Annotated in this window: 11 protein-coding genes and 1 tRNA gene; 4 read left to right on the top strand and 8 right to left on the bottom strand. The window is 60.8% G+C overall.

The annotated features are described in order from the left end of the window. The first annotated feature begins 28 nt into the window (after positions 1 to 28). Positions 29 to 1,813: an ABC-F family ATP-binding cassette domain-containing protein gene (locus HGA39_00295; protein ID NTW27796.1), complete on the top strand. Its 1,785-nt coding sequence runs from the start codon at positions 29 to 31 to the stop codon at positions 1,811 to 1,813. A gap of 110 nt (positions 1,814 to 1,923) precedes the next feature. Here HGA39_00295 and HGA39_00290 read toward each other — a convergent pair whose 3' ends face one another. The 4 genes from HGA39_00290 to HGA39_00275 form a co-directional block, all read right to left on the bottom strand. Beyond that, complete coding sequence (locus HGA39_00290; GenBank protein NTW27795.1) at positions 1,924 to 2,826, bottom strand: hypothetical protein; 903 nt, start codon at positions 2,824 to 2,826, stop codon at positions 1,924 to 1,926. A 7-nt stretch (positions 2,827 to 2,833) separates the two neighbouring features. Continuing rightward, a complete protein-coding gene (locus HGA39_00285) occupies positions 2,834 to 3,412 on the bottom strand; it encodes a hypothetical protein (protein NTW27794.1) in 579 nt (192 codons plus the stop codon). Between the two features lie 320 nt (positions 3,413 to 3,732). Further along, positions 3,733 to 4,428: a 4Fe-4S dicluster domain-containing protein gene (locus tag HGA39_00280; GenBank protein ID NTW27793.1), complete on the bottom strand. Its 696-nt coding sequence runs from the start codon at positions 4,426 to 4,428 to the stop codon at positions 3,733 to 3,735. Between the two features lie 37 nt (positions 4,429 to 4,465). Then, positions 4,466 to 6,322 carry an FAD-binding protein gene (locus HGA39_00275; GenBank protein ID NTW27792.1) on the bottom strand — a complete coding sequence of 619 codons (1,857 nt, stop codon included), beginning with the start codon at positions 6,320 to 6,322 and terminating at the stop codon, positions 4,466 to 4,468. A 221-nt stretch (positions 6,323 to 6,543) separates the two neighbouring features. Between HGA39_00275 and HGA39_00270 the strand changes: the two genes are divergently transcribed. Then, on the top strand, positions 6,544 to 7,143 hold the full coding sequence (locus tag HGA39_00270; protein ID NTW27791.1) for a TetR family transcriptional regulator: 600 nt from the start codon (positions 6,544 to 6,546) through the stop codon (positions 7,141 to 7,143). Between the two features lie 404 nt (positions 7,144 to 7,547). Here HGA39_00270 and HGA39_00265 read toward each other — a convergent pair whose 3' ends face one another. After that, the gene (locus tag HGA39_00265; protein ID NTW27790.1) at positions 7,548 to 9,782 is read right to left on the bottom strand and encodes a SpoIIE family protein phosphatase; all 2,235 of its coding nucleotides are present in this window, start codon (positions 9,780 to 9,782) and stop codon (positions 7,548 to 7,550) included. A 568-nt stretch (positions 9,783 to 10,350) separates the two neighbouring features. On the opposite strand from HGA39_00265, the gene HGA39_00260 reads away from it, so the two are divergent. Together HGA39_00260 and HGA39_00255 are read left to right on the top strand one after the other, a co-directional pair. Then, positions 10,351 to 10,695: a helix-turn-helix transcriptional regulator gene (locus tag HGA39_00260; protein NTW27789.1), complete on the top strand. Its 345-nt coding sequence runs from the start codon at positions 10,351 to 10,353 to the stop codon at positions 10,693 to 10,695. After that, the gene (locus HGA39_00255) at positions 10,689 to 12,008 is read left to right on the top strand and encodes a type II toxin-antitoxin system HipA family toxin (GenBank protein ID NTW27788.1); all 1,320 of its coding nucleotides are present in this window, start codon (positions 10,689 to 10,691) and stop codon (positions 12,006 to 12,008) included. The genes HGA39_00260 and HGA39_00255 overlap by 7 nt, the downstream gene beginning before the upstream one ends. A gap of 149 nt (positions 12,009 to 12,157) precedes the next feature. Here the strand turns inward: HGA39_00255 and HGA39_00250 are convergent. The 3 genes from HGA39_00250 to coaBC all read right to left on the bottom strand — a co-directional run bounded on the left by HGA39_00250 (position 12,158) and on the right by coaBC (position 13,933). Continuing rightward, positions 12,158 to 12,234, bottom strand: a tRNA-Pro gene (locus HGA39_00250). A 95-nt stretch (positions 12,235 to 12,329) separates the two neighbouring features. After that, on the bottom strand, positions 12,330 to 12,704 hold the full coding sequence (locus HGA39_00245) for a DUF190 domain-containing protein (GenBank protein ID NTW27787.1): 375 nt from the start codon (positions 12,702 to 12,704) through the stop codon (positions 12,330 to 12,332). Then, on the bottom strand, positions 12,701 to 13,933 hold the full coding sequence (gene coaBC / locus HGA39_00240) for a bifunctional phosphopantothenoylcysteine decarboxylase/phosphopantothenate--cysteine ligase CoaBC (GenBank protein NTW27786.1): 1,233 nt from the start codon (positions 13,931 to 13,933) through the stop codon (positions 12,701 to 12,703). The genes HGA39_00245 and coaBC overlap by 4 nt, the downstream gene beginning before the upstream one ends. Between the last annotated feature and the right edge of the window lie 47 nt (positions 13,934 to 13,980).

The raw sequence follows: 13,980 nt of genomic DNA, 5'->3' as shown, positions 1-13,980 counted from the left end.
CTGCTGTCCGTGAATCGAGGTCTGTTCAGTGGCGTTTCTGCTCGGATGTGAGAACGTCCATCTGGAATATCCGGCCAAGACGGTCTTCGACTCGGTCACACTCGGAATCAACGACGGTGACCGGATCGGCATTGTCGGCCGCAACGGCGACGGTAAGTCATCGCTCCTCTCGCTGCTCGCGGGTGCGTTCGAGCCCGATACCGGACGCGTCATGAGGCGCCGAGGGACTACCTTCGGCATGCTTCGGCAGGCCGACGCTCTCAATCCCGAAGAAACCGTCGCCCACGCGGTTGTTGGCGACGTGCCGGAACACACGTGGGCCTCCGACGCCCGGATCCGCAACATCATCCACGGCCTCATCGAAGACATCCCCTGGAATGGCCCAATCGGCGAGCTTTCCGGCGGACAGCGACGCCGAGTGGATCTCGCCCGCGTGCTCGTCGGAGACTGCGACGTGCTCATGCTCGACGAGCCCACCAACCACCTCGACGTTCGAGCTATCGCGTGGCTCGCCGAGCACCTCAAGCAGCGCTGGACGAAAAAGTCAGGCGCGCTTCTCGTGGTCACCCACGACCGGTGGTTTCTCGATGAAGTCTGCTTAGGTATGTGGGAGGTGCACGACGGGCTGGTGGAGCAGTTCGAGGGCGGATACTCGGCCTATGTGCTCCAGCGCGTCGAACGGGAGGAGGCCGCCCAAACCGCCGAGCAGAAGCGCAAGAACCTCATGCGCAAGGAGCTCGCTTGGCTCTCGCGCGGCGCTCGTGCCCGTGCGACCAAGCCCAAGTTCCACGTGGAGACGGCGCGTGCACTCATCGCCGACGAGCCGCCGGTGCGCAACTCCCTTGAGCTCAAACGGTCAGCGATGTCTCGTCTGGGCAAGCAGGTTGTCGACCTTGTGGACGTGACCGAGCGCCTCGGCGACAAGACTGTCATCGATGATGTCACGTGGCGTATCGGCCCTGGAGACAGGTTTGGCATTCTGGGCGAGAACGGAGCGGGCAAAACGACGCTACTCAACATCATCCAAGGCTCCGTCATACCGACTTCCGGTCACGTGAAGATCGGCAAGACCGTCAAGTTCGCGATTCTGTCGCAACACCTGGACGAACTGAATGAGCTGGGCAACTCCCGAGTCCGCGAGGTTCTCTCGCACTACAAGACTCGCTACGAAATCGATGGCCGAGAGATAACGCCCGCCCAGCTGCTGGAACGGCTCGGATTCGAGACTGCACACCTGTCCACACCGGTATCTGACTTGTCCGGCGGACAGAAGCGCCGTCTTCAGCTGATGCTCATCCTCTTGGACAAGCCAAACGTCCTCATCTTGGATGAGCCAGACAACGACCTAGACATCGACATGCTCGCAGTCGTGGAAAGCCTTCTGGACACGTGGCCCGGCACCCTCCTGCTCATCACCCATGACCGCTACCTGATGGAACGCGTCACCGATGATCAGTTCGCGATTGTCGACGGCAGAGTCGTGCACGTGCCGGGCGGCGTTGACGAGTACCTGCGCCTCGTAGACGAACGCGATCAGGGGCGCGTGAAGGCGAAGCTCGCAAAACCGAATGCGCAGCCCCGACCTTCACTCCTGCGAGCCGACGAATACGCCCTCAAGAAGCAACTCGCGTCTGTTGAGCGCAAGCTGGACACGCTGGGCACAAAAGCGGATGCCATCCGCGACGAGATGGAGGCGGCGAATCCTTCAGACTACATCGCCTTGGGTGACATCCAAGGCCGCCTTCAGGAAGCCAGACAGCAGATCTCCGACCTCGAGGACCTCTGGGTGGAGCTTTCCGAGAAGCTTGCCTGACCCCTGCGCCGAGTCACCGCTTGTTGTTGTCATGGGCGCACACCAGGCTTATCGGCAGCCGCCAATCGCCCGAACAGCGTTGCTGGCCCACTCGGAATCCTTCAGGCTTTCTAGCCCACAAAGACCGCGTCCAAGCTCCTATACGCCAGTCCCACCTCAATCCTCGGCAGCAGCTCGGACACCATGGCGATCAAGTACTCCCGCGCATCTTCGTCGGAGACGCTCAGAACATCACACGTCTTGGTTGCCACCTGCTGCAACGCCCGAGCACGCTGCGCATTCCCAAGGGGTTCAAGACGCGCAGCAATCGCCGTGCGCTCCCCGTCCCCGATTGCCAGCCGTGCCGGATCCTCACCGAGCAGCACCAGACCAATCACGTTGATCGCAACCGGCTCGTACACGTTCACGAGCAGCCCGATGTAGTCTGGACTGGCGGCGGCAAGCACGCGCTCACAGGAGGCGATCTCGAAGAACCGCAGGAACTGCGCCTCGATCATCATGCGCCGTAGGTACTCGGCAATGAAGTCAATGCCTGAGAGCGACGAATCGACCGGATGGCAGAGCGGATAGTCGATGCTGCACGGGACCTCGTGTGCCATTGATCGGTAATCGTAGTGCTTGAAAAAATCACCGATGCCTGTAAGAGTGTCGCGCAGCGCGATGTTCGGAATCAACGGCATGGCAATACAGACGTTGCGCCAGAGCTGCTCGGCAGCCTCGACCTTGCGCCCGACCTCGGCGAGACGGCGCCTGAATTCGCTCTCGAGATCGACCTGAAGCAGCTGCTCGGGCACGGTCCGCTCCTCTGGATCGATGCCCAGCACGAAGCATATGGAGCGCAGGAGATCAGCCGCCACATGGGTGGGCACGGAGGTACTGTCGCCCATGGTATAGATCGCGGTGCGTCGTTCCACCAGCCGCAGGAAGGCGTCCTGGAACGCGACCTCATCGGCCGATGACACAAGCTCGTCGGCCACACGCGCCTCTCGCATCAGCCCGCGCTCATCAGTCATGCGCAACCTACTCATCCAGCCAACTCGCGCCTTCCCAGGCGGGCGCGTAAGTATCATCGACCCATTTGGAAACGTCGTAACGATGCGCGGCGAGCGTGTAGGCATTCGCGGCGGCATTGTCGGCCTCTGGGTGGGCAGTGTCGGGCTCGCCCAGAGCCTCCTCGCGAATGTGCCGGCCGAGCCCATCGAACAACGCCTCGGCAAGGCACTCCATGTCGCCTTCAGCCACATCGTCAAACAGCGATCGTATTTTGCCGATAAGCTCGTCGTCAGGAACCTGCTCGAGCGATTCGTTCTTGAACTCATAGAAGAGGTCCTGCAGCTCAAGAATCTGCTGAGCGAAGGTACTCTGCGAAACGTGCGGCGAACCGGCAAACGCCAAGACCAGCGCTTTGGTAACGCCGCCTCCAAACTCGACACGCTCACTCTCACGGAGCGCCTCAAGACGTCCGACGACGAGCGCCTGGATGTCTGCCGACGACAGCGACAGGCCGTAGCACTCGATCGTGGTGTTGCACGACTCCAGTTCGTGAACCGCCCGTGCAATCTGGAGCCGCCCAGCGTCTTGCCCAAAGGGTACTAACATTCGCATCACCTCGGGTACTGCTTATACGCTCTTCTTGCGACAAATACAGGACTCGTTCTGAAGGCCGGAATGTGGTAAGGTATTGCTAGTGGACGAGGCCTTTGACCTCGTCTTTCTTGTTTGAGACGCTGCTCTCACTTCTTCCTCAGAGATCATGAAGGCGCGCTGCATACTCGCCGAAAACGAATGAGAGACCGGTTCACGGCTTCCCGGAACACGGCCTCTCATCTGCAGCTCTACTGGCCGGGCACGGTGGGCGCGTTTCTACTCTCCTCGATCTCTCCAAGTGGACGCCCAGCCAAACACCCGAGTTCTTGTATCTACGCCTTCGGTGCAGTGAAGCCCCGTGCGGTGGCGGCAGCGCGCAGGTCAGTCCAGTAGTCCAGATGTTTGATCTCGCCTTGGGGACAGACCTGGTCGCACTTGCCGCACATGATGCAGGCCCAAAGGCCCTCCTGCACCGCCTCAACCACTCTGTCCGCCTGATCGTAGGGATCGTAGAACCGGAAAGCGGTTGCGAGCATTGAGGCCGGTCCAACGTACTTCGACGGAGCTGCGGCGTGCGCCGGGCAGGCGGCAGTGCAGACCTGGCAGCGGGCGCACCACTCCAGCGCTTTGATCTTCTCCGCAACCGTCATGTCGTAGGTGTTGATCTCCTCCTTCTTGAGTGGCGAGGTCCGAACGCGCGCGTACTTCTGCGCTATCCGGGCCTGGGCCTGACTCTTGTCAACGATCAGGTCATGCAGCACGGGCTGGCCAACGAGTGGCTCGATCTTGTGGCTCGCGTCGCCGATCATCGTGACGCAGGCCAGAATAGGGTTGCCGTCGAGCATGACGGCGCAGCGTCCGCACACTCGTCCCCGGCAGGAGTAGTCAAAAGCAATTGGCTCACGATTCTCGTTCGCCCACGAAATTGCTTCGAGTACCGTCATCTTGTCCCAGTGCTCAACCTCGCAGGTCACTTCGTAGGGTGCGGCGTCTACCGCTGGGTCGTATTTCTTGAAAGTGATGTTCATAGAGTATTCGCTCCTCGATTGCGTTGAACCTTGTTGGTTACCAGGTGAGTTCCGGCATTTCCCGCTTCGCGAATGTCATCGCATGATCTTTGAGTGAGGCCGCAATGACACACTTCCACTTAGCGTCATCCTTCTTTGGGAAATCGACGCGCACATACTGGCCACGGGTCTCCTCCCGCATCAATGTTGCCTTGACGCTCATCTCGGCGATCTCAAGCAGGTTGTAGTTCTCGATGGCTTGTTTCCAATCCATGTTGTAGGTCAAGGTATCCGTGCCTAGAACCATCTTCGGCATGTCCTCAGTACGGATGCGCGCAAGCTCGGTCACTGCCGCCTCAAGGGCTGCCTTCTCGCGAACGATGCTCATGCAGGTGCCGCACGCCTGCTGGATCTTGTGGCGCACTACGTGTGGCCTCAGGCCGCCTTTGACCTCGCGTGTCCGAAGCTCATGGAGCCTCGTGTACTCATCGGCAACCGGCGTCCAGTCGATCGTCTTCGGAGCCTTGAGACTCCCGAGATACTCGATCGCGCACCGAGTCGCGTACGAGCCGAACCTATTGCTGAGGTACACACTCGTTCCGGCGTTCTCACCGTATACGCCCGTGCCGCGCACGCAGAAGAGGCCTGCGATCTCGGTGCTCATCAGCTTATCGCTGATCACCGGCGCACCACCATGTTCATACATTTCGAGGCCAAGCTCGATGAGATCGGTGCTCACATCGATGCCGAAGTTGTCCTTGAACAGCGCGATGGAGCGCGCATAGGTTTGGCGGAGGCCTGCACGTATCTCAGGCTTGCTAAGATCGATGAGGCACCCGCCGCTCTTCGTACCTCGGCCCTTCGCCAGTTCTGTTCCGAGAATCTGATTGAAGTACACCCGGTCAAACTGGAAGCGTACCTTGTCGTACGACGGGTCCGTGAGCAGGGGTTTGCCGTCTCCGCCGAGGATGTACGCATTCTCGTTCGCGTCAGCGCCGATGCCTGAGTTGAAGCCATAGGCGATGCCTGTCGGATAGGTTGTGATCAGGTCGTATGCTCCGTATTCGGCATCTCCAATCGCCGCACCATGCCGATAAGCCGCTATCTCGATGTCGGACGTGTTGTCGGGACTATTGATCGTCCTTGCAGACACCGTGCTCCATCCGTTCATCCAGCAACTGCCACCGGCTGCAAGGATGACGGCGTTCGCGCGGTATACTCGAAGTTCACCGCTCGGCAAATGGATGCCGATCGCGCCTAGGCAGACGCCGTCATTGACCAGCAGGTCCGTCAGCATCGTTCGATCCTCTATGCTGAGAAACGGCGACCTCTTGAGCTGGTCCTGCTCATGACGCGGGTAGCTTCCCTCGATGATCTCGAATCCCGGAACCTTCAGAACGTACCGAACGCTTCCGTCGGGATTGCGGCGGCCAGCCACTTGACCACGATTCATGAGGGTTACCAGGCCGTCCGCATTCGGATCCGTCAGCATGGCTGCCTTGAGCGCGACTTCGTTGGTCACGTTCGGGATGATCGGCTCGAGTTTGAAGTCGCTCGCTGGAACCCATTCATGCATGAGATCCCAGTTGAATCCGGCGGCACCGCTGAAACCGAACGGACCCTTGTCTACTATGGTAACGTTCTGCCCTTTCTCAACGGCCTGGTAGGCCGCAGACAGGGCCCCAAGCCCGCCACCGATGATCAGAAGCTCGACGTCAATGACACTGTATGATCCGTTTCCCGTGGCATTGCCCGTCTTAGCATCTGCATTCGACGTACATCCGGTCAGACCAAGACCACTCCCGGCGAGTACAGCTGCTCCTGCCAGCGCCCCGCTTCCCTTCAGGAACGCTCGGCGAGAAAGGCCGACTCCTCTCTCATGGCCATAGTCGACACCAATCTCCTTGTCATCCATGCAAACCCCTTCCCTCCGCAGACTAGTCTGGGGCGAATATCGCACCCCTCCGACTACGATTCTGGGATCGGGGCAGTTCGTCGACTAGGAATCAAACACTCGCTTCTGTGCAACCGACCGACACACTTCGAGTCCATCGTGAAGGGTCGTGTTGCACCTTGCGCCCCATGAGCTATCCTGAGTGCATGGGGCGTACGCAGTCGCGCAGGCGGGAGGAGATCATGAATGAACGGGTCTTCGTCGTAGAGCCGGGCTTCCTTGTGAAGTTGCAGATACTGCACGCTGTCGACAAACCGATTTCGAGCATGAGCGTCGGTGAGATCTGCATGAAATGTGGGATCTCGAGACGCACGTTCTACTATCACTTTGAGAACAAGTTCGACATCGGCTACTGGTATGCGGGTGTCTGCCAGCGACTCTACCTGGACGAGATCGGCCGGACTCTGACGTGCTTGGAAGGACTCGTCAAACACTTCGAGACGTTGGTCAGCGAGCGCAAGTTCTACGAGTACATGGCCACGGACTATGATGAGCGTTCTCATGCCCGAGAGCGTGTCGCGATGCAGAGGGAGCACACCATCCTGCAAACCCTCAGTGAGTATCACGGCATGCCGGATCCATCACCCCTGCTTCGTTTCTGCATTCAGTCGTACGCTTCGTCGGAATCTGCGCATGCCAAACAGTGGTTCTCTCGCGGCATGGATACTCCGCCTGAAACCTTCGGCCGAATGATCGAAGCCATCATCCCTGGCGAACTCAAGAGACTGCTTGACGATGTCCCATCCAAGAAAGCAGAAGTCCCCCCGCTTGTGAGCGGATGAAGTCATCCGACACACGCACGAAGCAGCCCTGATGAGTCTCCCGCAAGACCAACACATGTGCGCGTTCTACGCTCAGCGTGGCCACGACAAAGAGCGGCGCCTCGAGACCAGCGTCTACTGCTCTCTCCTTGGCCTCAAGCGGGCTTGTTCGGAGTTCGGCTACACGCGCCCTCGAAAACAAATGAGAGACCGGTTCACGGTTTCCCGGAACACGGCCTCTCATCTGCAGTTCTACTGGTCGGACTTAGTGGACGCGTTTGTAACTGCGGCACGGTCACAACACCTATGACCTTGGGACTAAGAGTCCCGCGATCTCTGTGGTCAGGCCGGCAATACGAGGCACGTTGTCACGCCTCTGTCATCTGTCTTAACCCGCGCCATATTGGCCTCTATCATGCCCGCAGTCACTGACTTCGGTGCGGCGGGGCCTCCAGGCGCCTGACTGCGAGGATCGCCAGGTCATCGCGCAGTTGACCGGAAGAGAAAGTCAAGACGTCCGCCATCACCTCGTCGACCACATCTCGCGCGCAGTCTGCCCCCGACGAGGCGAGCCGGTCAAGCAGCCGGTCCTCGCCGTACATCTCTTCGGCTTGGCGTGCTTCCGTCAACCCATCGGTGTAGAGGAACAGAATCTCATTCGAGCCGACCCGAGCTTCGCATTCGCCGAACTCAACCGACGCGAATGCCCCGAGAATCGGGTTCGTACACGGCAGTGTTACCACGGTGCCTTCGGGCTTCAGAATCGCAGCCGTCGTGTGCCCAGCGCTCGCATAGGAAAGCCGACCGTTCACTCTGTCCAAAATGCCAAAGAACACGGTCGCGAAAACTTCAGGCGCCGTGGATCTCTGCACGAGGTCGTTGGCGAGCGTGAGTATCTGTGCAGGAGTCTTTCCACTCTCATGGGCGTGCGCTCGGATGGTGTCCTTCACCAGAGATGTCAGAACAGCGGCTTTGAGCCCTTTGCCCGAAATGTCGCCGATAGTGATGCCCAAGCGATCGTAGTCGAGTTCGAAGAGATCGTAGAAGTCCCCACCGACAAGTGTCGACTCCGTGGCGGGCCGGTACGAAGCCGCGAAGTCGATGCCGTGGACTGACTCGGGCAATGTGAGCAACGCCCCTTGTAGCGTCTGGGCGGTATTACGCTCGATGCTGTAGAGGCGAGCGTTCTCAAGCGCGAGGGAGACCGCTGAGCCGAGTTTGCCGCCGAAGTCGATCTCGGCGTCCGTGAAGCGACGCACTGCGGCTGAAGAGTAGAACAGTGCACAGCCGATGACCTCTCCTTTGGCATGTAATGGCACCGCCAAGACCGACTTGGGCCCGTACCTATTGACGAAACCGACGTCGACTGTCTCGTCGCCACACATGTTCTCGATCGCAAACGGATGCTTCAGCCCTGCCGCCCTTGTCGCGATGGGTGCTTCCTTCTCGCTTAGCCGCCAGCCGACGTCTTCTGGCGAGAATCCCGTCTGGTGGCGCACGATCCACTCATCGCCTTCGCGCATCTCGATGGTAGCTGCGTCGCAGGCAAGCGCCTTGGAGCCGGCCTCGAGCGCGTGTTGCATCACTTCGTCGATCTCAAGAGTCGAGTGAACGGCGCGGTTGACTTCATTGAGCGCCTGGCTCAGCCGCACTGATTCTCTCTCAAAGTCGAGAAGCAAGGCGTTCTTGACCACGGTTGACGCATGCGAAGCAATGCCCGCCACAATATCCATTTCGCGGTCGGTGAAGTCGTGACGTTGCCCCGGCTCGTCCAAGGTCACGTGACCGACAAGTTGGCCGCCTGTCTGCAGCGGAACGAACAGTGCGACTCTGCAGGCGTTCGCTTTGGCGATAGCCCGATCCTTCTCTGGCGTCTCGGGCAGTTCGTAGTCGAGGATCGTCAGGGTGGCCGCACGAATCGCGGACAGAGATGTCTCACTGAGTTGGCCGAACGGAATCTCTCCCCCGGTTGGGAGCACGAGACCTCCCGTGGCGATTCTCGGCATGAGGATTTCTCGCTCAACGTCGATCAGATTGACGAACGCCCGCTTGATCCCGGTCGCCTCCAACACGAGACGGGCAAGTTGTTGCAGGGCGCCCTCAACACTCGTGGCCTCAGCCAGCGCGGATGCAGACTCCAGCAGGAGCTGCGTCCTCGCCAGTTCGTCCTTGACCAGTTGCGCGGCGACCATGCGATCCGTGATGTCGCTGAAGACGATGCCCACCAGGCGACTGGCGGGGGCTCCGACACGGAAGGCAGAGACTTCGTAGTTGCGGCCGAGCGCCGTTGCGGGGGCTTCGAAGCGCGCGGGCTCTCCTGTCAGCGCGACTCTCCCGTAGATCTCGTACCAGTATGGGTCGTTGTCGGGGGCGAGTTCGCGAATTCGCTTCCCTTGAACATCGTGCAACCCGGTCTGTTGCTCGAATCGCCGGTTGACCTCGACGAAGCGGTAGTCGAGCGGGTTATTGTCGTCGTCGAAGATCATCTCGACGGTGCAGTATCCGTACAACAGCGAATCGAAAAGGAGCCGGTATCGCTCCTCACCCGGTAGCCCAGCGGTCTCGAGATCGCCCGACGTCCGTGCGGGATTGCCGGACGACAGCTCCCCGAGGTCAGTCAGCGCGCTATCACGATCATGCGGGGTCGCGGCATCCGCCATTACTCGATTGCTCCCAACGGCAGTGAGATGCGAGGCAGCGCGTTCATGATACTCGCCAGAACCTGCGGACTCAACGGACGCGCAGCCGATGTACAAGTAAACCGTTTACACGCCGACTCGGAGATGGTGCGTCCCTGAGCGAGTCCTTGAGTCAGGCGTCGCCAGCTGCCGTCAGCGCAATGACGCCACCCATACAGGATTCCACCCCATCCCGCCGTCCAACCGCGTCAGGGAATCCGCCGACCCCGGGATTGAGAGTCTTAACGTCGAGTGAACGCGACTGGACAACGGCCGAGATGCGTTTGGAACGCTTCTTGGTCATATTCCCGCAGCCAAATGAAACGAGGCACCCCGCAGGGTGCCTCGTGATCGTGCGATGGTCGGACTTAGTAGACGCGTTTGTAACTGCTGCGAGCGCGAATCGAGGCCAGACTCGGCCGCTCCAGTTGAGGACCTGCGGCAACCGAACGCAGCTGCGAGTACGTGAACAGTATTCATATGCTACAATGTCAATTATCGATTACTTTACGAGTGCTATTCTCACTTACTGTAAAGGTTGGTGGACATTATGACATTTGAGAACATGTCACCAACAGCCATCGCCGACGAGTTGGGCGATCGGCTGCGAAATGCCCGGCTGAACGCAGACCTGACGCAAGCCGAGGTGGCGTCACGTGCGGGCCTCAGTCGACCGACCGTGGTCGCCGCTGAGCAGGGACGTGTTCAGCTTGAGAACCTCGTCGCCATCCTCCTCGCGATGAACATGGTGAACCAGCTGGATGCGTTCCTGCCCGTGCAGAAGATCTCGCCTCTCCAGCTCGCGAAGCTCAGAGGCCGTGAGCGCCAGAGAGCGTCGAGAGCCAAGAACAAGCCCACGCCGACTCGTGTCAAGAAGGATGAGACCTCATGGTGACGGACGTCGCGGCCGTCAGATGCGGTGAGCTGGATGTGGGAGCAATCAGCTACGATACCGAGACCGGCCTTGGCTCGTTCGAGTACGAGCCTCACTTCGTGAGGACAGGCATCGAGCTCTCACCTCTCAAGATGGCGCTGTCCGCCCGCGTCTATTCGTTCCCCGAGGCAGATCCTGAGGTGTTCCACGGCCTGCCTGGGATGATCGCCGACTCACTACCCGACGACTTCGGAAACGCGGTGCTGGCGGCCTGGACCGCCAGTCGAGGTCGTTCGACCGCCGACATCACCCCGATCGAGCGCCTCAAGTACATCGGCCAGCGCGGCATGGGCGCGCTCAGCTATCACCCCGCCGAACGACGCAAGGGTCTGAACGCCTCACAGCAGGTCGAAATAGAGTCGCTCGTCGCGGTTGCCCAGGAGGTCCTCAACGAGCGCGCAGACTTCGGGGTGCAGCTCGGCGCCCACGGCCGAAACGACGAGGACGCTATGCTCGCGCTGCTCTCAGTGGGCGTGAGCGCGGGAGGCGCTCGCCCAAAGGCGGTTCTCGCGTTCAACGACGACTTCACCAGTGTGCGATCCGGGCAGGTGGACGTCCCCGACGGTTTCACGCACTGCATCATGAAGTTCGACGGTGTGAGCGAGCATAGTCGGAGCGAGGAGACGTTCGGCGACCCATTGGGCTACGGCGCGATGGAGTATGTGTACTATCTCATGGCGACCGCCTGCGAAATCGAGATGATGCCCTGTCGACTCCTCGACGAGGGAAACCGGCGTCACTTCATCACGCAGCGCTTCGACCGAGTGGGCAACCGCAAACGCCACGTCCAGACGCTGAACGCCCTGGCGCACGTCAGCTACAAGCGGGCGGGTTCCTACTCCTACGCCGAGCTGTTCGCCACTGCGCGGGAGCTCGGACTCGGCGCCGAGGACGCGATGCAGCTGTTCAGGCGCATGGTCTTCAACATCGTTGCCCGTAACCACGACGACCACTCAAAGAACGTCTCGTTCATGCTCGACGAGGACGGTCGGTGGCGACTGGCGCCCGCGTACGACCTCGCCTACAGCTACAAGCCCGGAAGCCCGTGGGTCGCAAGCCACTGGATGACACTCAACGGGAAACGGGACGACTTCACCAGAGAGGACTTCTACGCTGTCCAGCGGCTGAGCCCGCTGTTCACGAAGCGGAGAATCGACGAAGTGATCGACGAGACGGTCGAACACGTATCGCGATGGGACGTCTTGGCCGCCGAGCACGGTGTGCCCAACGGATTACGCGAGACAGTGAGCAGGAATCTGCGACTGGCGGTCTAGCGGGGCGACTTCGGATGCAGACCTAGGGGTCGCCCTGGTGCTGCCGAACACTGGCGGGACGCGTTTGTAACTGCGCTCGGCGCGCGTCGCCCCCATTCCCGCCGGTAGACGAAACGAGGCACCCCGAAGGGTGCCTCGTGATCGTGCGATGGTCGGGCTGACAGGATTTGAACCTGCGACCCCTTGACCCCCAGTCAAGTGCGCTACCAAGCTGCGCCACAGCCCGACGTGCCGACAAGCGGCAAGACGCTATGGTACCTGCCACGGGTGAAGCGAGCAACCACTTACGCGAACTTACCCGCGGGGTTGGTCAAGTCCGAGCTACTCGGCCGCTCCAACCTCAGGCTTGAACTCGTTTTCCGCGCTCACATACGCCACAACATTGACGTCTTCCAGCACGATGAGCCCAGCAGGAAGCATCGCAGTCCACACCTCGGCAAGTGCCGTGATGCGGATCGCGTCGTCGATCACGGCGACGAGCACGGGAAGGTCACTCGACATGCGCAGACCGTGCTTCGCGATGTCTCGGCTCGACGCGCCGAACCCTGCCATTCCGCGCAGAGCGGTTGCACCGGCGCACCCTTGGATGCGGGACTGTTCCATCAGCGCGCGGTAGAGTGGTTTGCCGTCGTACTGCTCGTCCTCGCCGACATAGGCGGAAAGCCGCTTTGCGTGACCTTCGAGATGACGTTTCATGGGGTGCCCTCTTCATTTCGTGGATGAGTGGCTCTGACCGCCATTGGAGCGATCCGATCCCAGATCCTCTGAGCTATCGCCTTCTTCGACATGACCGGCAATGCATCGACGCCTTCCGCAGAAACCAGCCACACTCTGTTCGTGTCAGAGCCAAACCCGAGGCCTTCAGTTGACACGTCGTTCGCAACCACGAGATCGAGGTTCTTCGCAACCAGTTTCTCGCTCGCGTACTTCACGCAATCGCTCGTCTCGGCGGCGAAGCCAACCAGCACCCGATCGCCCTTGTCGGCTCCCAGACCGGCGAGAATGTCGGGCGTGCGCTCAAGCTCCAGCACCAGCGGTGCGTCGGCCTTCTTCTGCTTGTGCCCGGCGGGAGCCTTCGGACGAAAGTCAGAGACCGCCGCACTCGCCACGACCACGTCGGTCTGCGGGTATTCGCGAACGACGGCGTCGCGCATCGACTCGGCGGTATTGACCCGCACCGTCGTCACGCCGAAGGGGTCCGGCAGCACGGTGGGTCCGCTCACGAGCGTCACGTGTGCGCCGCGCCGAGCGGCCTCCTCGGCGATCGCGTAACCGGCCTTGCCGCTCGAGCGGTTGCCGATGAACCGCACCGCGTCTAGGGGCTCCTGCGTCGGACCCGCGGTCACAAGCACGCGCACTCCGGCCAGATCGCGCGAGCGGTGCACCTCGGCCAGCACGGCCTCGGCGATCGCCTCCACCGTGGCAAGCCTGCCCTCGCCGATGTCACCGCACGCAAGCTCTCCGCTGTCGGGCTCGACCACGCCCGCGCCACGCACTCTGAGCGTCGCCATCGCGGCTTGAGTCGCCTCGGCGCGCCACATATGCACATTCATCGCCGGAGCCAACACCAGAGGCGCCTGCGTAGCAAGCGCTGAGGTAGAGAGCAGGTCATCGGCGCGCCCGCACGCAAGCTTCGCCAGCGTATTCGCAGTGGCCGGGGCCACGACGAAGACGTCGGCTTCCTCGGCAAGCGAGATGTGGTGAATAGCAGCACCGGCTGCGTCCCACATGCCCACGGCCACTGGCTCGCCAGTGAGCGCACGAAACGTCGTCGGTCCGACGAAGTGAGTCGCAGCTTCGGTCATGACGACTTTCACGCGACATCCGGCGCGCATGAGCGTGCGCGCCAGCTCACACGCCTTGTAGGCGGCGATGCAGCCTGTCACGCCCAGAATCACTGTCGGTTTTTGGGAAGCGTCCTTCATGGGGACAAGTATGGCATGCCGGTGCAACTGTCGTCTTGCGAAAGGGA

The sequence above is a fragment of the Coriobacteriia bacterium genome (genome assembly GCA_013336165.1).
In the GTDB taxonomy this organism is placed as follows: domain Bacteria; phylum Actinomycetota; class Coriobacteriia; order Anaerosomatales; family JAAXUF01; genus JAAXUF01.
Note: the sequence above shows the minus strand (reverse complement) of the source record. Positions and strands in the feature narration are given on the sequence as shown.